Source organism: Pontimicrobium sp. IMCC45349, assembly GCF_047219225.1.
Taxonomy (GTDB): Bacteria; Bacteroidota; Bacteroidia; order Flavobacteriales; family Flavobacteriaceae; genus IMCC45349.
The window spans coordinates 1,740,382-1,762,052 of the sequence record NZ_CP178208.1; the positions used below are offsets into that span (position 1 = coordinate 1,740,382).

Annotated in this window: 16 protein-coding genes; 10 read left to right on the forward strand and 6 right to left on the reverse strand. The window is 32.2% G+C overall.

Annotated elements, in window-relative coordinates; genetic code table 11:
* Positions 1-4 precede the first annotated feature (4 nt).
* The 8 genes from ACLII3_RS08105 to tsaB all read left to right on the forward strand — a co-directional run bounded on the left by ACLII3_RS08105 (position 5) and on the right by tsaB (position 7,164).
* Positions 5-547, forward strand: a complete 543-nt coding sequence (locus ACLII3_RS08105) for a DUF420 domain-containing protein (protein ID WP_412983731.1) — start codon at positions 5-7, stop codon at positions 545-547.
* A 1-nt stretch (position 548) separates the two neighbouring features.
* Complete coding sequence (locus tag ACLII3_RS08110; protein ID WP_412983732.1) at positions 549-764, forward strand: hypothetical protein; 216 nt, start codon at positions 549-551, stop codon at positions 762-764.
* A 97-nt stretch (positions 765-861) separates the two neighbouring features.
* Complete coding sequence (locus ACLII3_RS08115; protein WP_412983733.1) at positions 862-1,563, forward strand: ABC transporter ATP-binding protein; 702 nt, start codon at positions 862-864, stop codon at positions 1,561-1,563.
* Complete coding sequence (locus ACLII3_RS08120) at positions 1,556-2,785, forward strand: ABC transporter permease (RefSeq protein ID WP_412983734.1); 1,230 nt, start codon at positions 1,556-1,558, stop codon at positions 2,783-2,785. The genes ACLII3_RS08115 and ACLII3_RS08120 overlap by 8 nt, the downstream gene beginning before the upstream one ends.
* Positions 2,786-2,787: 2 nt before the next feature.
* On the forward strand, positions 2,788-4,032 hold the full coding sequence (locus ACLII3_RS08125; protein ID WP_412983735.1) for an ABC transporter permease: 1,245 nt from the start codon (positions 2,788-2,790) through the stop codon (positions 4,030-4,032).
* A 19-nt stretch (positions 4,033-4,051) separates the two neighbouring features.
* Positions 4,052-5,167, forward strand: a complete 1,116-nt coding sequence (locus ACLII3_RS08130; protein ID WP_412983736.1) for an efflux RND transporter periplasmic adaptor subunit — start codon at positions 4,052-4,054, stop codon at positions 5,165-5,167.
* A complete protein-coding gene (locus ACLII3_RS08135) occupies positions 5,157-6,485 on the forward strand; it encodes a TolC family protein (RefSeq protein WP_412983737.1) in 1,329 nt (442 codons plus the stop codon). Before ACLII3_RS08130 ends, ACLII3_RS08135 begins: the two co-directional genes overlap by 11 nt.
* Position 6,486: 1 nt before the next feature.
* A complete protein-coding gene (tsaB, locus tag ACLII3_RS08140) occupies positions 6,487-7,164 on the forward strand; it encodes a tRNA (adenosine(37)-N6)-threonylcarbamoyltransferase complex dimerization subunit type 1 TsaB (protein ID WP_412983738.1) in 678 nt (225 codons plus the stop codon).
* On the opposite strand, the gene ACLII3_RS08145 is transcribed toward tsaB, so the two are convergent.
* From ACLII3_RS08145 to ACLII3_RS08165, 5 genes are all read right to left on the reverse strand, one after another.
* Positions 7,161-7,964 carry a mechanosensitive ion channel family protein gene (locus tag ACLII3_RS08145; RefSeq protein ID WP_412983739.1) on the reverse strand — a complete coding sequence of 268 codons (804 nt, stop codon included), beginning with the start codon at positions 7,962-7,964 and terminating at the stop codon, positions 7,161-7,163. The two genes, tsaB and ACLII3_RS08145, sit on opposite strands and share 4 nt — an antisense overlap.
* Before the next feature lie 25 nt (positions 7,965-7,989).
* Entirely contained in the window at positions 7,990-8,682 is a 693-nt protein-coding gene (locus ACLII3_RS08150) for a hypothetical protein (RefSeq protein WP_412983740.1), read from the reverse strand.
* A 36-nt stretch (positions 8,683-8,718) separates the two neighbouring features.
* Positions 8,719-9,084: a DUF1304 domain-containing protein gene (locus ACLII3_RS08155; protein WP_412983741.1), complete on the reverse strand. Its 366-nt coding sequence runs from the start codon at positions 9,082-9,084 to the stop codon at positions 8,719-8,721.
* Positions 9,081-11,114 carry a thioredoxin domain-containing protein gene (locus ACLII3_RS08160; RefSeq protein WP_412983742.1) on the reverse strand — a complete coding sequence of 678 codons (2,034 nt, stop codon included), beginning with the start codon at positions 11,112-11,114 and terminating at the stop codon, positions 9,081-9,083. Before ACLII3_RS08160 ends, ACLII3_RS08155 begins: the two co-directional genes overlap by 4 nt.
* A gap of 157 nt (positions 11,115-11,271) precedes the next feature.
* The gene (locus tag ACLII3_RS08165; RefSeq protein WP_412983743.1) at positions 11,272-12,171 is read right to left on the reverse strand and encodes a NifU family protein; all 900 of its coding nucleotides are present in this window, start codon (positions 12,169-12,171) and stop codon (positions 11,272-11,274) included.
* 150 nt (positions 12,172-12,321) lie between these two features.
* Between ACLII3_RS08165 and ACLII3_RS08170 the strand changes: the two genes are divergently transcribed.
* Positions 12,322-19,452, forward strand: a complete 7,131-nt coding sequence (locus ACLII3_RS08170) for a choice-of-anchor L domain-containing protein (RefSeq protein WP_412987905.1) — start codon at positions 12,322-12,324, stop codon at positions 19,450-19,452.
* Between the two features lie 7 nt (positions 19,453-19,459).
* Entirely contained in the window at positions 19,460-20,467 is a 1,008-nt protein-coding gene (locus ACLII3_RS08175; RefSeq protein ID WP_412983744.1) for a type IX secretion system membrane protein PorP/SprF, read from the forward strand.
* A 47-nt stretch (positions 20,468-20,514) separates the two neighbouring features.
* Here ACLII3_RS08175 and ACLII3_RS08180 read toward each other — a convergent pair whose 3' ends face one another.
* Entirely contained in the window at positions 20,515-21,669 is a 1,155-nt protein-coding gene (locus ACLII3_RS08180; RefSeq protein ID WP_412983745.1) for a vWA domain-containing protein, read from the reverse strand.
* Positions 21,670-21,671 lie beyond the last annotated feature (2 nt).

Here is a 21,671-nt window from a genome sequence, read left to right on the forward strand (position 1 = left end):
GAAAATGAATCAAAAGATAGAAGCTGAAAAGAAGTATAATAAGTGGATAGTAATTCTATCTGTAGCAATTCCGTTAGCTGTTGCAGCACTTTTTGGAATAAATTTAAGACGCTTAGGCTTTGATGTTGAACCTTTAACATTCTTACCGCCAATTTATGCCTCTACTAATGCTATTACTTCTTTTGTTTTGGTATTGGCTTTTATAGCTATCAGAAATAAGAATATAAAGCTACACGAACGTTTAATAAAGATTGCAATAATCTTATCAACATTATTTTTAGTAATGTATGTAGCTTATCATATGACAAGTGATTCTACTAAGTATGGAGGAGAAGGGATTGTAATGTACTTCTACTATTTCATCTTAATTACTCATATTGTTCTTTCTATTGTAGTAATTCCTTTCGTGTTAATCACTTATGTAAGAGCTATTACTAACAATATTGAGCGTCATAAAAAAATAGCAAAAATTACTTTCCCATTGTGGTTATATGTAGCTATAACAGGTGTAGTAGTATATATAATGATCTCACCATATTACATTTAGCATGAAATCTAAAATTGTTCTTACCTTAATTATGTTTGTTGTGTTTGTTAATTCAAATGCACAATGTGCTATGTGTAGAGCTGTTCTTGAAAGTGAAGAAGGGCAAACAGCTGCTAAAGGTATTAACGACGGAATTATATATTTAATGGCAATTCCATATATTTTAATTGGTGGCTTAGGGTACTTTATTTATAGAAAGTTAAAGACTAAATCTTAAAATTTTAACATTTTATTACAACTTCGTTTGTAACAAAATCTTTCTTTTACAGTCTAATAGGTGTTGTTTTATAAATCAACAGCTTAAAACACTAACTATGTTAAAAATCAACCAACTTCATAAATCCTATCCTATAGGTGACTCTAGCTTACATGTTTTAAAAGGAATTGATCTGTCTGTTGAAAGTGGAGAGATGGTTGCTATTATGGGTTCTTCTGGTTCTGGAAAGTCTACACTTTTAAATATTATTGGAATTTTGGACGAAGCAGATTCTGGAGAATATGTTTTAGATGGTGTAGAAATTAAAAACCTAACCGAAAAGAAAGCAGCAGTTTATAGAAACAAATTTTTAGGATTTATTTTCCAGTCATTTAATTTGATAAACTATAAAAATGCACTAGAGAATGTTGCTTTACCCCTATATTACCAAGGGCAAAGTAGAAAAGAGAGACAAAAAAATGCTATGTTTCACCTAGGTAAAGTTGGATTAGCTGATTGGGCTCACCATTTACCAAATGAACTTTCTGGTGGACAAAAACAACGTGTAGCAATAGCAAGAGCCTTAGCAGCAGATCCAAAACTGCTTTTGGCTGATGAGCCTACTGGAGCATTAGATACTAAAACATCATACGAAATTATGGAATTCCTTCAAGAATTAAATGACGAAGGAAAAACGTTGTTGATTGTAACTCACGAAGAAGATATTGCAGAAATGTGTAAACGTGTAGTGAGATTACGTGATGGTGTTATTATGGAAGATAAAAAAGTTGAACAAGTAAGAGCTTCACAATATGTTTGATTTAGATCTTTGGCGCGAAATATTTCAAAGTATAAATAAAAACCGAACTAGAAGTATTTTATCTGGTTTTACGGTGTCTTTTGCTATTATGCTATTTGCTATACTTTTTGGTATTGCAAACGGTTTGAAAAACACATTTGCCGAAGCCTTTGCTGATGATGCTAATAATGCAATTTTTATTAGAGCAGGACAAACTACCAAAGCGCATAAAGGGTTACAAGCTGGTAGAAAAATTCAATTCAAAAATGAAGACTTCGATTATATAAAAGAAGATTTCTCAGATGGAATAGAATATATTACTGCTAGAATATATAAAGGTGTAAATGCCTCTTTTAGAAATGAGAAAAATAGTTATACAGTAAGAGCTGTACATCCTGATCATCAATACCTAGAACGTACAATAATTGATAATGGTCGCTATATTAATCAAAACGACTTAGTAGAAAGAACTAAGGTGGTTGTAATTGGAAGGCTCGTTGAGGAAGACTTATTTTTAAAAACTACTGCACTTGGAAAATATATCAATCTAAGTGGAATTCAATATAAAGTAGTAGGTGTATTTTCAGATGATGGTGGAGATAATGAAGAACGACTTATTTATATGCCAGTTACTACAGCACAACAAGTATATGGTAATAATGATCATTTAGATCAAATAAACTTGACCTATAATCCAAAAATGAATCACGACCAAGCAATTAGTTTTGGTTTAGATATTGAAAAAAAATTAAAGCAACGTTTTTCAGTAGCTAAAAGTGATCAAAGAGCTGTTCGAGTGTTTAATATGGCAAGTCAAACAAAGGGTGTAAGCCAAATGATGAATGGATTAGGAATCATCATTTTTGTAATAGGACTTGGAACTCTTATTGCAGGTGTAGTTGGTATAAGTAATATCATGATTTTTGTGGTCAAAGAACGTACTAAGGAAATTGGTATTAGAAAAGCATTAGGAGCTCAACCTAGTACTATAGTTAGGATGATTCTTTTAGAATCTATATTAGTAACTGCTTTTGCAGGTTATTTAGGATTATTAATTGGAACTGGAATTCTAGAATGGGCTACTCCAGTTTTAGAAGAGAATTTTATTAAAAACCCAGGTGTTAGTCAATCATTAGTTATAGGAGCAACTATAACATTGATACTTGCTGGTTCATTGGCTGGATATTTACCTGCTAAACGAGCAGCAAGAATTAAACCTATTGTCGCACTTAGAGCAGATTAGTTATGATTAGATTTTTATTTGATAGAGATACGTGGCAAGAAGTTTGGGATAGCCTTAATAAAAATAAGTTGAGGTCTATCTTGACAATGGTAGGTGTTTGGTGGGGAATTTTACTCTTAATAGGCTTGCTTGGTTCAGCTAAAGGAATTGAGAATTCTTTTAATCGCCTTTTTGGAAATTTCGCTACTAATAGTGTTTTTATTTGGGGACAATCTACAAGTAAACCATTTAAAGGTTTTCAAGAAGGAAAAGCAGTGCGCTTATCATTATCTGATGCTAAACGTGTTGAAGAAAATATTGAAGGGATTGAGTTTGTAGTTCCTAGAAACCAAAATCAAGGCTTTGTATCTAGAAAAACACTATCTGGAAATTATAGTGTAGCAGGCGATTATCCATTATTAGATGTTGTTCAAAAAAAGAAATTATTAAATGGTCGTTTTATTAATCAAAACGATATCAATGAGAATAAAAAGTCAGCTGTAATATCAGAAGATATATATAAACAGTTATTTGAGAAAGATGTAAAGCCAATTGGAGAGTATATTGAAATTAACGGAATAAACTTTACTGTTATTGGAGTGTTTGAAGAATCTAATGTAAATATGGGGCCTTCAAGCGATATACATATACCTTTTTCAACATTTCAGCAAATTTATAATCAAGGTGACCAAATAGGTTGGATGATGATTACTGGGAAACCAGAATTTGATATCAAACAAATTGAAGCTGATGCTAAATTATTGTTGAAAAACTTAAACAAAATTCATCCTAACGATAAACGTGCGTTTGGTAGTTTTAATTTAGGAGATGCCTTTGGAAGAATGACAGGATTCTTAACAGGAATGCAATTTTTAACTTGGTTTGTTGGAATAGCAACGTTAATAGCTGGAGTATTTGCAATTGGAGGCATACTATTAATTACAGTAAAAGAACGTACAAAAGAGATTGGTGTTAGACGTGCCCTTGGAGCAACGCCTTTTGAAGTAAAAAGGCAAATTGTTGTAGAAGCTGTTTTTATTACCATAATTGCTGGTGTAGCTGGAATTATTTCAGGAGGATGGATATTAATAGCTATAGATAAGCTTGCTGGTCAAGGTGATGATGCAACATTTGTAAACGCTTCAGTAACCATAAGTGTAGTATTTATAGCCTTAGTAATTTTGGTAGCTTTAGGGACATTGATAGGATTAATTCCTGCATTTAAGGCTACAAGTATAAAACCAATAGAAGCATTAAGAGAAGAATAAAAAAACTAATCAATTAAAAATGAAGAAATCAGTAAAAATCATTATTGGAATTGTCTTAATAGTAGCCTTACTATTTGTATTGAAGCATTTTAAAGACGCTAATTCTAAAGATATAGAAGAGTTTAAGGTAGAATCACCTTTTTATTCTTCAATTAATAAAAAAGTAGTCGCTACTGGAAAGTTAAATCCAGAAGAAGAGATTGAATTAAAACCACAAATTTCTGGAATTGTTGATGAAATTCTAGTAGAAGAAGGTGATTTAGTTCAAAAAGGGGACTTAATTGCAAAAATTAGAGTAGTACCAAACGAGCAAAGTTTGGTTAGTGCTAATAGTAGAATTAATACTGCAAGACTATCTTTTAAAAATGCTGAAACCTTATATCTTAGAAATAAAACATTATTTGAAAAAGGTGTAATTTCTAAACAAGATTTTGAAAACAGTGAGCTAAGCTATAACCAAGCTAGAGAAAGTTTAGCACAGGCTCAAAATGATTATCAAATCATTAAGCAAGGATCTTTATCTGGAGGTAGTTCGGCTAATACAAATATTATTGCTCAAATTTCTGGTACTGTACTTCAAATTCCAGTTAGAGAAGGTGATCAAGTTATTGAAAGTAATACATTTAACGCTGGAACAACTATTGCTACAGTTGCAGATATGGGGAAAATGATTTTTGAAGGAAAGGTTGATGAAGCAGAAGTAGGAAAGCTAGAAGAAGGTACTGAAATTTCGGTAATCTTAGGAGCTATTAATGAAAAAGAATTTCCAGCTAAATTAACATTTGTGGCTCCAAAAGGAGTTGAGGAAAATGGAGCTGTTCAGTTTACAATTAAGGCTGATGTTTCTGTAGAAGAATCCACTAATATTAGAGCAGGTTATAGTGCAAATGCTGAGATAGAAATTGAAAGCAAAGATAGTGTTTTAGTAATCAAGGAATCTTTACTTCAGTTTAATAGAATCACAGAAAAACCATTTGTAGAGTTACAAAAGGAAGATGGTAGTTTTGAAAAGAAGGATGTAGAAACAGGTTTATCTGATGGAATTAATATTGAAATTACTGAAGGTGTAAAAGAAGAAGATAAAATTAAAGTTTGGAACAAAGCTAAAGATGAAAACAATGATGATGAAGACTAACATAAAAGCATTAACACTTCTTTTGTTTGTAGCATTAAGCTTTTCAAGTTTTGCTCAAAAAAAATGGACATTACAAGAGTGTATTATGTACGCTCAAGAAAATAATATTTCGATAAGACAAGGGGAGAATAACTTAATGTTAAACGAACAAGATATTATTTCAGCTAAAGGAGCGTTTTTACCAAGTATTAGTGGTAGTGCAGGTCATAGCTTAACTTTAGGGAATGCAGAAATTTTCCCTGGGCAGTTTGTAGATAGAACTGCAAATAGTACTAATTTTGGTTTGTCTCTTTCAGAAACAATTTACAATGGTTCTCGTATTAAAAATCAATATAAACAGGCGCAGTTAACATATGATTTTAATAGTGTTAATTTAAATCAGGTTAAAGAGAATATGTCTTTAGATGTTGCTGTAGCATATCTTAATATTTTGATGTTTAAAGAGCGTTTAGAAATAGCTAAAACTCAATATGAATTTTCTGTAAAACAGTTGAAACAAGTTAAAGAATTAGTGGATGCAGGAGTTCAGCCTAGAGCAAATATTTTTGATTCTGAAGCTACTTTAAGTACAGATGCGCAAAGTGTTACTAGTGCCGAGAATGATTATAATTTAGCCTTACTTACGCTTTCACAATTATTACAATTACCTTTTGATGGATTTGAGGTGGAAATCCTAGAACTTGAAGATCCTTCGTTAGAGATTATGTATGATAAAATTGATGATGTTTTAAGTTATGCTCTAGAGAATAGAGGAGAAGTTAAAATGGCAGAAATGATGATTGAAAGTGCAGAGTTAGATACAAAAATTGCAAAATCTGGTTATTATCCTAGTGTTACTGGAGGTTATAGCTTAGGGTCAAATGCTTTTTATACTAATTTACAAGATGGTGAAGATACGTTCTTTAACCAGTTAAATAATCAAAAGTCTCATTTCTTTAATGTTGGTGTAAACATTCCAATTTTTTCAGGTTTTCGAAATGATGTAAATGTTGCTAAGTCAAAAATTAGAGAAGAGAATTCTAAATTAACTTTACAACAAACGAAGTTAGATTTAGAATCAAATATTCAAAGAGCTTTTACAGATGCTAGAGCTGCTTTAAGATCTTATGAGGCAGCGCAAAAGTCATTTAGTTCTCAACAAGAATCTTTTAATAATGCTCAAGAGCGTTATAATATTGGTGCTATGAATGCTTTTGATTTAGAACAAGCAAGAGTACGTTTTGTAAATGCACAATCTTCATTATTAAATGCTAAATATGATTTTGTTTTTAAGACAAAAGTTTTAGACTTTTACATGGGAAAACAAATTACATTATAACTTGGCTTATATACTAAATATAGAAACGTCTACAACCAATTGTTCAGTCTCTCTTTCAAAAGAAGGAGAGACTTTGGTTTTAAAAGAAGATAATAGTAAAGATTATTCGCATGCAGAGCGACTTCATGTTTACATTGATGAGGTTCTAAAAGAAGCAGAAATGTTATTGCAGGATATTGATGCTGTTGCAGTAAGTAAAGGTCCTGGTTCTTACACAGGGTTGCGTATTGGTGTTTCTACTGCAAAAGGCTTGTGTTTTTCGGCAGATAAACCTTTGATTTCAATTTCGACATTAGAAGCTTTAGCACATCAAGTAAAAACTAATAAAGGTGTTATTATACCAATGCTAGACGCAAGACGTATGGAAGTATATTCTGCTGTTTTTGATGATGAGTTTAAAAGTATTAGAGAGATTCAAGCTCAAATTTTAGATGAATTATCATTTGTCGAATATTTAGAGCAAGGAAAAGTTTTTTTTGTAGGGAATGGTATAGAAAAAACAAAAATGTTAATTAATCACCCAAATGCAGTTTTTGTTGAAGGTAAGTTACCATCGGCTAACGAAATGAGTATGCTAGCTTATAATAAGTATAAAAAAAGCGACATCGAAGATGTCGCCTATTTTGAACCTTATTATTTAAAGGATTTTATAGCATTAAAGCCAAAACCAAAGGTTTAAGCTTCTTTATGTATTTCTACTTGGTGTGGATATGGAATTTCAATTCCTGCTTTATCTAAAGCTTCTTTGGTAGCTTCTGTTACTTCAAAGTATACATCCCAATAATCTTCAGATTTACACCATGGTCTTACTGCAAAATTTATAGAACTATCTGCTAATTCAACAACATTTACAGTTGGTTCTGGGGTGTTAATTACTTTTGGGTTAGATGTTAAAACATTCATTAAAACATTTTTGGTTTCTTTAATGTCTGCATCATAACTAACACCAAAAACTAAATCTACTCTTCTTGTTCCTAGAGAACTGTAATTAATAATATTTCCATTAGATAGAGATCCATTAGGAATTATAATCTCTTTATTAGTAACTCCAATTAATTTTGTTGTAAAAATTTCAATTTCCTTTACTGTTCCTATTTCACCTTGAGCTTCGATTAAGTCTCCAACTTTATAAGGTTTAAAAATCATGATTAAAGTACCACCAGCAAAATTTGATAAAGATCCTTGTAAAGCTAAACCAATAGCTAAACCAGCAGCACCAATAATTGCGGCAAAGGATGTTGTTTCAACACCTAACTTAGCAGCAACCATAACAAATAACAATATTTTTAAAGCCCAACTTAATAGATTAAGTAAAAACTTTTGAAGTGTAATTTCTACATTTCTTTTTTTCATGACTTTTTTAGTCATTTTCATCATAATACTTATAAGAAATAAGCCAATGATTAGTATAACTAAAGCAGTTATAACTCTAGGAGAATACTCTAATATTAAGCTCCATAAATTTTCGATGTATTCCATTTTTAGTGAAATATAGGGTTTTTAATTAAAGAGTGTTTATATGCTCTATTAGTGTTACTAAATCTGAATCTTTACTTAGTTTTATTTTATTCTTCTTGATAAACTTTAAAATATCATCTTTTGATTCAGGAAAAAGAGCTGCAAATTTACTTTTGTTCTTTGGCATTAATACAGCCATGTTATCTTTAACTTTAATATAAGTTCTGTCTTTTAGTCTTTTAAATTGAGGTGGTTTGTGTTCGTCGTAACCAGTTTTAGAAAACTTTTCTTCTTGAAAAATAATAATTTGCTTTTTTAAGATGGTATTATCACCAGAGCTTTTTAAAATTGAAAAATAAGAAGTTCTTTTATTGCCATCATCGTCAATGTAATCAAAAAGCTTAAAGCTAGTTTTAGTATTGATAAATGTTATTACAATATCTTTTCTGTATTTGTTTAAAGCATAAGCTTTATTGTTTTGACTTTCAACCTCCATTTCTCCACTGAAAATGTTGTATTTTACTTTGAAAAGGTTGTCAGGCATTGTTGATATAGATGCTAATTGATAAGAGTCAGTTAAATATTTTGACCCTTCAACATCATAACTTGTGTCTGCGTCAATTGTAATGAAGCTATTTTCACGTCCATATGTTGCATTTCCATCAGCAAAAGCAATGCTTTGAGAAAAAGATAAGGAGCAAATAGTAAAGCTAAATAAAGATAAAAGAATTTTTTTCATAATTTTTTTGTAATTTTTTAGTAAAAGTAAAAAAAGTTAGTTTATTAAACTATATAAACATAAAAACAAAGCAATTATTGCAGGTATGCTTTGAACATAAAATAACTTTATTTTTTTTGTAGAGTAAGACCCATAAATTCCAGCTAAGGTCACACAACTTAAAAAGAAAATTATAATAGTTATATTATTTGTAATTAGACCTAAAATTAAACCTGCGGCTAAGAAGCCATTATATAGTCCTTGGTTTGCAGCTAAAACCTTAGTTTCTTCTGCAAATTTTTTAGATTTTAATCCAAATGTTTTAATACCTTTTGGAGTAGTCCATAAAAACATTTCTAAAATTAAAAAGTAAATATGCTCTATTGCAACAATGCTTATAAGTATTTTAGTTATTAAAATCATTTAATTAGTGAGATTGCGTCGTTTACTTCAGTAACAGGTAATTTACAAGCTTTGTTTACACATACGTAAATTAAAGTGTTGTCGTCAACATATCTATTTTTTAACAGTGGTAAATTGTTTTCTGATGTACTGCCAATCAAAAGTTTGTTAGGTAGGTATGTTTTGTTTAATTCAGAAATTTTATTTTTAGCGTCTTTACCAACTATGGCAACTTCATAATATTTTTGAGTATAATTTAACTTTAAGTCTAACCAATTAGAAAAACCAGAAGGATATTGTGATAATTCTGGAAGTACATTGTTTAGCATTATTTTAGCAGTATTAGCATAAGCTTCATTATCAAAATAATGTGATAATTTAAATAAACTTTTAGCCATCATAGAATTGCTTGCAGGAATTACGTTATCTCTATATTCAATAGTTCTAGTTACTAACGAAGTGTCTTCATTTGATGTGAAAAAGAACATTTTACTAGAATCATCAAAAAAGTGATCAAAAGTATAGTTGGTTAAATTGCGTGCATTATTCAGCCATTTTTCATCAAAAGTGCTTTCGTATAAACTTAAAAAAGCTTCGATTGTGGCAGCATAATCTTCTAGATAGCCATTAATTGTACTTTTTCCTTCCTTATAATTGTGAAATAAACCACCATCAGGTTTTAGTTGTTTAGTTATAATGAATTCAGCATTTTTTATAGCGCTATTTAAAAAAGTATCATCTCCAAAAACACGATATGCGTCTACATATCCTTTTATCATTAAGGCATTCCACGAAGTCAATATTTTATCATCAAGACGTGGTCTGTCTTTCTTCTCTCTATGCTTTAATAATAAGGTCTTCCAATGAGAAATTTTATTTGTTAATTCATCTATTGATAAATTATACTTTTCTGCTATTTCTTTGTTAGAGGCTTTTCTGATTAATACATAATTCCCATGTTCCCATAACCCATAATTGTTGATGTTGTAGTAGTCGGCAAATAAGTTATAGTCTTCAGGTAATAGTGTTTCTAATTCTTTTTTAGTCCAAACGTAAAATGCACCTTCCTCTAATTTGCCTTCAGGAGTAGTGCTGTCGGCATCTAAGGATGAGTAAAATGTACCTTCTTCATGAGTTAATTCTCTTTTAACAAAATCAAGGGTTTCTAAAACCACATTTTTATATAAAGGATTTTTAGTAATAAGATAAGCGTCACTATACAAACTTACTAGTTGAGCATTGTCGTAAAGCATTTTTTCAAAATGTGGAACATGCCATTTTGTATCAACTGAATAACGAGAAAAACCGCCTCCTATTTGATCGTAAACACCTCCATAAGCTATATTGGTTAAAGTGTTATTTACATAATTTTGAAGTTCAATATCATTATTCTGGTATGCTTGACGTAATAAAAAGTGAATATTGTTTGGCATCATAAACTTTGGAGCGTTTGTAGTACCGCCTTTTTGATAGTCGAAACGTTTAGACCAATTTGCAATAGCTTCATTAATTTGTGTTTGCTCAAATTTTGCGTCATTGGTATTTAAATTAACAATATCTAAAGATTTAATTCCTTCTTCTAATCTGCTAGCATATTCATTTAATTTTTGTGGATCATTATTATAAATGTCTACTATTTGAGTAAGAGTTTTTATCCATTGTTCTTTTTTAAAATAAGTACCTCCCCATACTGGTCGACCATCTGGTAAAGCTACTGCATTAAGAGGCCATCCTCCACTCCCAGTCATTAGTTGTACAGCATTCATGTAAACTTGATCTACATCTGGTCGTTCTTCTCTATCTACTTTTATATTAATAAAGTTATCATTCATTACTTTAGCAACTAATGAGTCTTCAAAACTCTCATGTTCCATTACATGGCACCAATGGCATGCAGCATAACCAATACTAATTAAAATAAGTTTGTTTTTTTGTTTAGCTTCAGCAAGTGTTTCATCGTTCCAAGCTTTCCAATTTACGGGGTTATGTGCATGTTGTAATAGGTAAGGACTAGTTTCATTTACAAGAGCATTAGTATATTTATGGTTCATTTCTTTTAAAGTTTTACTTTTGCATGAACTAACCGCAATAGCTAAAATTAATAGTATTAATAATTTGTTTTGCATAAATCAAAAGTACAAAATTGAGTGTAAAAAAAGCGTTGAGGTTTTCAACGCTTTAATAAAGTATTATAATTGATGGTTTAATTTAACCATTAATAGCTTCTACTGTCTCTACTTTGTCTTTTAGCATTTCTTTTAACATGTTTTCAATACCATTCTTTAAAGTAAATGTTGAAGAAGGGCAACCACTACATGCGCCTTGAAGTATTACTTTAACCTTTTTAGAATTTTCATCATAAGATTCAAATTGAATATTACCTCCATCGCTAGCAACAGCTGGTTTTACATACTCTTCTAAAATATTTATGATTTCTTTAGAAGTATTGTCAAGAGCATCAAAGTTTTTATCTAAATCTTTTTGAGTTTTATGAAGTTTTTGAGGTGCATCTGCGGTTACAACTTCTTTACCGTTTTCTATAAACTCTTTAATAAAAGTTCTAAGTTCTATGGTAATATCATTCCACTCGGCAACGTCATATTTTGTAATTGAAACATAATTTTCATCTATAAAAACACTTTTTACAAATGGAAAATGAAATAATTCAGTTGCTAATGGAGATAATTTAGCTTCATCAATAGAGGTAAACTCATACATGCTTGTTACAATTTTTTTGTTTGTAACAAATTTTATAACACTCGGATTAGGAGTGCTTTCAGCATAAACAGTAATAGGTATTTTCTTTTTCTCTTCAGAAATTATTACTAAACCTCCATTGTTTAAGTAGCTGTCTATTTGTTCTAAAACTTCATTTTGAACATCTTTCCATTTAACAATGTCAAAGCGTTCTATAGCTATAAAATTACTTGATATATATACTTTCTTTACAAACGGTAAGTAAAATAGCTGTTGAGCTAAAGGAGAGTTGTTTGCATCATCTATATTGTTAAATTCGAAGCTCTCATACGATGTTAAGAACTTATTTGTTTCGAATTTTATAATTTTAGGATTATTAGTTTCTTGTATTGAAACGTTAATTTTTTCCATCACAAATATTTTTTTTGCAAAAATAATAAAAGAAATGTTGAGTTATATATATATTTGGAAATCATTAACTAAACTATCGTGAGAAAACTACTACTTTTAATAACTTTAAGTTTTATATACTCATTATCTGGATTTTCACAAGATGTGTTAATGCAGAATGGGACAATTACACAGTGTGGAGGTGTTTTTTATGATTCAGGAGGTGCTTCAGGAAATTACTCTAGTAATGAAAATTTTGTGCTAACAATTTGTCCTGAAGATGCAGGAGATTTAATTCAACTTGATTTTTTTGAATTCAATACCCAGTTGAATGCTGATACATTATATATTTATGATGGACAAGATACAAGTGCTCCGTTAATTGGAGAGTATGACGGTGGAGCCGCTAATAGCCCTGGAGTTGTAATGGCTTCAAACGCTTCGGGCTGTCTAACTATTCAATATATAAGTGATGCTGCTGCAAGTACAACTGGTTGGGCGGCTAACATTGGCTGTGCTTCGCCATGTCAAACAATAACAGCTTCGATAGATAATACCAATCCAGCTCCAGATGGTTCTGGAAATGTTGTGATCAACAATGGAGATTCTGTTGATTTTACTGGTAGTGCAACATTTTCAGAAGATGGTACGGGAGCAACATATGAATGGGATTTTAATGATGGGAATAATGATACAGGATTAAATGTTACAAATACATTTAATACACCTGGAACATATACAGTAACATTAACAGTAACTGATCCAAATCCAATGGGATGTTCAGATACTGCAACAATAACAGTGCAAGTTTTAGGACCTTATTTACAAATTGATCAAACAACATATACAGTTCCAGAATTAATTGAAGATGTTTTAGTTAATAGTCCTTGTGCAGGAGTATCTAATATAAATTTTTCAACAGGAACAAACTTTTCAAGTACTAATGGAATAGGTTACTTTTTCGGTAATGGACAAGACTTTCCTTTTACAGATGGAATTGTTTTAACTTCAGGAAATGCGGCAAGTGCTGGTGGTCCAGAAACAGGGACATTAAGTGACGGTTCTAATGCGTGGCCTGGGGATTTAGATCTTGAGAATGCAATTCCTGGATTAAATGCTGGAGATACAAACAATGCAACATTTATAGAATTTGATTTTGTCCCTTTAGCAAATACAATTAGTTTTAATTTCGTTTTTGCTTCAGAAGAATATGGAGGGTTTCAATGTAGTTTTACTGATGCTTTTGCTTTCTTATTAACAGATACTAATACTGGAGTTACTACAAATTTAGCGATAGTTCCAGGTACAACAGATCCAATTTCTGTGTTAAACGTTAGAGATAACGCTTATAATGGAGGTTGTCCTTCTGTTAATGAAGAATTTTTTGCAGCATATTATGGTAATCCAGGTGGTTTACCAGAAATAAATAGTCCAACAGATTTTAGAGGACATACAGTAAGTATGGCTGCTCAAGGAACTGTTATTCCTAATACTACATATAGTATTAAACTTGTTATTGCTGATGATGGCGATACACTTTATGATGCTGCAGTATTTTTAGAAGCTGGAAGTTTTGATTTAGGAGGAGAATTAGGAGACGATATTACAATTGAAGCTTCAACTGCATTATGTTTAGGAGAAACAATTGTTTTAGATACTCAAGTGCCTACAGCCACACATATTTGGTATTTAAATGGAGAAGTGATTAATGGTGAAACCCAATCAACTCTTGATGTTACTATTCCTGGAGAGTATACAGCAGAAATAGTTTTTAGTGGTGATTGTACTGCTTCAGATTCTATTATTGTTGAATTTATACCTAATCCAACGGTAGAAGCTGTCCAAAACTTAGTTATTTGTAATGCTCCTGGAAATGTATTTAATTTAACAGATAATGATGCTTTAGTTTTAGGAAGTCAAACACCAGAAGATTTTGAAATTTCATATTATACATCACAGGCTGATGCAGATGAAGGAGATAATGCTATTGATGCAGCTACAGCTGTTAATTATGCTGGTTCCAATGGAGAGACTATTTATGTTAGAATTGAAGATGTTATAACTCAATTATGTTTTGATACTTCAAGTTTTCAGTTAGTAATTACTGATAATCCAACCATTTCAACTGTTCCAGACTTAGAAGTTTGTGATGATGATAGTAATGATGGTTTTGAGGAATTTGATTTAACGGTTCAGGATTTAGGTATATTAGGGACGCAGTTACCAGCAGATTTTGTAGTTACATATTATGCAAATTTTGCAGATGCAGATGCAGGGAATAATGCTTTAGTAAGTCCATATACAAATATAGTTAACCCACAGCCAATTTATGTTAGAGTAGAAAGTGCAAATGATGAGACGTGTTATGCAGCCTCACCTTCTCCATTATTTAATTTGGTAGTAAATTGGAAAGCGATAGCGAATGCTGTTCCAGACATGGAGGTTTGTGATGATGACACAGATGGATTTGCATCGTTTGATATTTTCTCACAGACCTCAGGTGTATTAGGAGGTCAAGATGCAGGTTTATTTACGGTTACGTATCATGATAATCCAACAGATGCAGGTACAGGAGCTAATGCTTTAGGTAATCCATATACAAATACAGTAGCAAATCAGCAGACGATTTATGTACGTATAGAAGAGGATGCAAATCCAGTATGTTATGGGACGACACAGTTTGAGATTATAGTAAACCCATTACCAACAATTACACCAGTAACGCCATTAGAAGTTTGTGATGATGATGCCGATGGATTTGCTGAGTTTACTTTAGAAGATAAGAATGCAGAAATATTAAATGGACAAACAGATGTTGTAGTAAGTTACTATGCATCTCAAGTGGATGCAGACGGCATGTCAAATGCTTTGGTAAGTCCGTATACAAATACAGTTGCATTTTTTCAGACAGTAGTAGTAGGATTAGAAAATACAGCAACGGGCTGTTATACCACTACGACGATGGATTTAGTAGTAAATCCATTACCAATACCAGTAGCTCCACCAGTGTATGAGGTGTGTGATGATGATAACGATTGTTTTGCTATTTTTGATTTAAGTGCTGTACCAGGTCAAGTGTTAGGAGCTCAAACAGGTATGACAGTTACGATTCATGAGACGCCATCAGATGCAACAACAGGAGCTAATCCAATAGCAGATATTAGTAATTACGCTAATATTTCAGCATGTATGCAAACATTACATGTACGATTAGAAGATGATGTGACAGGATGTTCAGCAACAACTACTTTAGAATTAATTGTGAATCCAATTCCAGTATTTGGAGCGATTACCGATTATGAGTTGTGTGATGATAACAATCCAGGAGATTTAGAAGAAGCATTTGATTTAACGACCAAAGACGTAGAGATAGCTAATGGACAAAATGTAACAGTAAGTTATTATGAGACGCAAACAGATGCGGAAAATCTTACTAACCCAATCATAGGATTATATACAAGCACATCAACAGTGGTATATGTAAACTTATCAAACAATGTTACAGGATGTAGTTCAGTAGGAACCTTTAATATTGTAGTAAACCCATTACCATTATTAGTAGATCCAACACCATTAGAGGTTTGTGATGATAACGTAGCCGATGGTTTTACAGCGATTGATTTATCTATAAAGAACAATGAGATACAAGGCGGTAATCCAAACTATTCAATTACCTATTATTTAAATCAAGCTGATGCCGATGCAGGTATTAATCCATTATCAATTCCATATACAAACATATCTAATCCACAGACGATTATTGTAGTAGGACAAGATATTAATACAGGCTGTACAAATAGTACAACTTTAGAGTTAGTAGTAGAGCAGGCACCAGTAGCGTTTGTGCCAACACCATTAGAGTATTGTGATGCAGATAATGATGGTTTTGGAGTATTTGAGTTATCAGATGCTGATAATGAGATTACTGGAGGACAAGCAGGTTTAACAGTTACGTATCATGAAACTATGTCAGATGCAGATAACAATGTTAATGCCTTAGCGAGTAACTATACAAACATTGTAGCCTATACACAAACCATTTATGTACGTGTAGAGAGTGCTACTATAGCGACAGATTGTGCTACGATAGTAGAACTACAATTAATAGTAAACGACACACCACCAATAGTGGATCCAACACCATTAGAAGTATGTGATGACGATACAGATGGTATAGCGATATTTGATTTAACCTCAAAAGCAGATGAAATATTAGATGGTTTAGATCCAACACAATATATCATTAGCTATTATGAAACACAGGCAAATGCAGAAGCACCAATGTTACCAATATTAACACCAGGAGCTTATACAAACCTTGTGCCTTTTGTAACGCAAACTATTTGGATACGTGTAGATGATAATGTTAATGGTTGTCATTCGATTACGACTTTAGAGTTAATCGTGAATGAATTACCAGTATTGGTACAACCAACACCAATCACGTTATGTAATGATAATGACTTACCAGGCGAAGATGTATCACCAATTATGTTAGAGGAGTTTACATTAGAAGATGCCTCTGATGAGATATTAAATGGACAAACAGGTATTAGTTTAAGTTTCTATGAAACTCAAGCCGATGCAGATTTAGGAACGAACCCAATCTTCAGTCCATATGTAAATATTGCTAATGCACAAACAATATATGTACGTGCAGTAAACGATGTAACAGGTTGTGTAAGTACAATTACCTTAGATTTACGAGTAGAGCCATTACCATCACCAGCAACACCATTACCAATAGAGGTGTGTGATGAAGACAATGATGGTATTGCAAGTTTTGAGCTAGAAGACCGAACTATAGATATTATAAATGGTGAGTTAGATGTTGTAGTTACATATCACGAGACATTAGCTGATGCAGAGAATGGTTTAAATGCTTTAGTAAGTCCATACGATAATGTTTCACCTTGGCAACAAATAGTATACATACGTGTAGAGAATACTGTTACAGGATGTTATAATGCAACAGAAACTTTAGAGTTAATTGTGTTACCATCACCAGTATTACCACTGTCAGATGAGCTTGACCCATTAGAGGTTTGTGATGATGACGATAATGGCATCTATCAGTTTGATTTAACAGACATGGATGCAACGCTATTAGGAACACAAGATCCAGTAGACTTTATCTTAACGTACCACTTGACACAAGCGGATGCAGAAACAGGAGCTAATCCAATCATTAATACAACGAATTACACTAGTGGAAACGGTGTTATATATGTACGTTTAGTAAGTGTAGCTAATGGTTGTGTAAGTACAACAAGTTTTGAAATTATAGTACACTTACCACCAGAGCCAGTGCAACCAACACCATTAGAAGAGTGTGATGATGATTATTACGATGACGCAGATGAGTTGTTTGCATTTGATTTAACAGTAAAGGATAATGAGATTATCGATGGTAATGCAAGTTGGGTAGTAACGTATTATGAAACTGCTGCAGATGCACAAGCAGATACCAATGCAATACCAGACCCAACCAACTACACCAACACATCAGTAGATGGTAACCCAGCAAACCCACAAACTTTACATGTGCGAGTGACTGATACAGATACTGATTGTTATGCGTTTGTAACGTTAACAATACGTGTATTGCCAAACCCAACACCAAGTCAAGATCCAGCAGATTTAGAATTGTGTGATGATAATAACTCAGGCGATGAGCAAGAAGAGTTTGATTTAACAGTTAACGAAGCATATATTATTAATGGTGAAGCAGGAGTAACAGCAACGTATCACGAAACACAAGAAGATGCTGATGCAGGAACAAATGCTATAGCAACACCAGATGCTTACATAAATACAGCAACACCAGTACAAACAATTTATGTACGTGTTACAAATGATGTAACAGGCTGTTATACAATAGTAACGTTTGATACGATAGTACATCCATTACCAGTTGCTACAGCAATGCCATCATTTATAGCATGTGAGTTAAACACAGATGATGTATATGATTTTGATTTAACAAGTCAAGACGAAGCTGTGTTAAACGGTCAGGATCCATCAATATTTGAGGTAACTTATCACTTAACACAAGCAGATGCAGATTTAGCAGAAAATGCATTACAAAGTCCATATACAAACATTAGTGACCCACAAACTATTTATGTAAACATCACTAATACTATTACAGGCTGTCAAATAACAACAGTCACGATAGATTTAGAAGTACATGAGGCAGCACAAGCAAATCAAGACCTGCCAGTGTTTGAAGAGTGTGATGATAATGTAGAGACTGATGGTGATCCATCAAATGACAGTGTGCAGTTTGATTTAACAACACAAGATGCATTAGTGTTAATGGGTCAAGATCCAGCAAGCTATACAGTAACCTATTATGCAACATTAGAAGATGCAGATGGATTTGTAAACCCATTACCAACGTTGTATGAAAACGTTGTAAATCCACAAACTATCTATGTACGTGTAGATAATGATACGATGATAGATGATGGTACAGGTAATATGGTAGACTCATCAGCATGTTATGAGGTGGCAGAATTAGTATTACAAGTAAATCCATTACCAGTATTTGATTTAGATGATGAATATTTATTCTGTATCAACACTAATGGAACAGAAGTTGTAGACCAAGCAGTAATGGAAACAGGATTATCAGAGACTGAGTATAGTTTTGTATGGACAGATGAAACAGGAGTAGTTGTAGGTACAGGCTCTTCATATGCGCCAGTAACAGGAGGGAATCACTCGGTAACAGTTACAAATATAGCAACAGGCTGTAATTGGTCAGATACAGCATTAGTAAATATAAGTGAGCCACCAGTAGTGACAGCAAGTGTAACGACATTGGCTTTTGCAAATAATCATGTAATAGAAGCGACTGCTGAAGTATTAACAGGAGGTGCAAATAACATTGCTGTTTACGAGTTTAGTTTAGATGATGGTCCATGGCAAGAGTCAGGAACATTTATAGATGTAATCCCAGGAGAGCACATTGTATATGCTAGAGATTTAAATGGCTGTGGAATAGGTCAGGCAACAGTAATAGTAATGGACTATCCATTATATTTTACGCCAAATGGAGATGGGTATCATGATACATGGAATATCGTGGGTATATCTAACCAACCTAACGCAAAAATTTATATATTTGACAGATATGGAAAACTGTTAAAACAGTTAAGTCCAACAGGCGAAGGATGGAATGGAACTTATAATGGTGAGCACCTTCCTTCAAGTGATTATTGGTTTACCGTTGAATACGATGAACCTTCAACTAATGAAAGAAAACAATTTAAGGCCCACTTTACCCTGAAAAGATAGAATTGATATGAAATTAAAAAGATATTGCTTAATAGCAATTGTAACGTTTTTTACGCAATTAACAACCGCACAGGAAGGTTTACCTGTATATTCAGATTATTTAACAGATAATTATTATTTAATACACCCTTCAATGGCTGGTGTTGCTAATTGTAATAAAATTAGGTTAACAGGAAGACAACAGTGGTTTGGTGATGATGATGCTCCAAGTTTACAAACTTTAAGTGTAAATGGAAGGATTGGTGAATCACAATCTGGTATAGGAGCTATTGTATTTAATGATAAAAATGGATATCATTCACAAACTGGAGCATATTTAACTTATGCGCACCATATCATGTTTTCGAGAAATACTATTGACTTAAATATGTTATCGTTTGGTTTAAGTGCAGGAATGATTCAGTATAAACTGGATGAAACATCATTTTTAGCTGATGGATTTGATCCAATTATTGCAGGAATTGAACAAAGTGCTACCAATTTTAATGTGGATTTTGGATTTTCGTATCACTATTTTAATACCTATGCGCATGCTACAGTAAAGAATGTGCTTAAAAATGAAGGTATTAATTTTAATGAGCAAGGTTTAAGCTACAATAACTTAAGAACGTATTTATTATCTGTAGGTACTGTTTTTTCAAGTTTAAGAAATGATTGGAGTTATGAGCCTTCACTTATGTATGCTTATAAGGATGGAACTAAAGAGTCTTTTATAGATATTAACTTTAAGGCTTATAAAGAAATGGATTTTGGAAAGCTTTGGGGTGGAATCTCTTATAGAAGAAGTTTTGATGGAGCAGAGTTTCAAGATGGTTCTGGTGTAAGTAGTCAAAAATTACAATACTTTACACCAATAGTTGGTGTTGATTATAACAACTTTGTTTTTGCATATACTTATTCTTACCAAGCAAATTCAGTAGTGTTTAACAATGGAGGATTTCATCAGTTGACTTTAGGGTTTAACTTTGGTTGTAGAAGAGAGAAGTTTGATTGTAACTGTCCTAGTGTAAACTAGAAAGAGAATATTAATAAAAAAAGGCGCTATAATTATAGCGCCTTTTTTTATTCCCATTTATAGTTTTTCTTTTTAGCTTGAGTTTTAATAGCTTTAATCATAGCACTTTCTAAGCCATTATCGTTTTTAGATTGTGAGGTTGATATAAAAGCTTTTCGCTTTTTGTTGAGCTCTTGTATTTTTTTATTTATAGAAGTCCTTTCTTCTTTTTTAGTTTTTAAAAAAGCGATAATTTCTTCTTTAGATTTGTCTCTTAATTCTTTAGGTAGCTCATCATTTTTAATTTTGTCCAGGTCTAAGCTTTCTATTTCTACTGCATCAACTAAATCCCAAGAAGAGTTTTTATAAAGGTGTGAACTTTTACTAACTGTTCTACTTACAGCATTAGCTTTACTGTAGCCTTGGGCTTTAGAGTCTTGTTCTTCTTGAAGTGCCATTTTTGAAGAACCATTAGAGCCATAATATATATAAGTTTTGTTTAATTGTTGGTTTAGTATTAATATGTCATCATCATAAGGAGAAGGAATGTTTGCAGTAGCTTGATTATGGTTTATAGCCATGTAATTTCCACGGGTTAAGTTTGCTCCTTCTTTCCAATAACTAACAATTCCTTCTTGATAATCACCACAAAAAATAGTGTTTACAGTAACATCTTTTTCATTAGCATTTGTAGTAGCTGTTTTATAACTGACCTCACCTTGTGTGAAGGGCTCATTGCCAGCAATAAATATTAGCTTTAAATCATCAGGATTATTGCCCCATTTTAGCTGATCAAGAGAAGTTTGAATTACATGACCACAAAATTCATTTCCCCCATTAGTAGTTAATGAAAATAGCTCTTTTGATATATCGTCTAGGTCACTACTAAAATCAATGACTTTTCTTATGTATCCTTTTTCGGCATTTAAACCGTCATTACCATATTCGTAAAGTGCAATTTTTAAACTAGGTCTATCATTATCGCATTTAGCATACGATAATTCATTCACTATTTCCCAAAGTTGAGCCTTAGCTTGGTCTATAAGTCCATCCATACTATTACTTGTATCTAGTAATAAAGCTACTTTTATAAATTGCTCTGTAGTTTCAGTTTTTACTTCATGGTGTGAAGTAATATCTGATTTAGATTTACTATTTGCATTACATGACCATACATTTATAAATAAGATACTTACAATAAATGTTTTAAACACAATTTTCATTT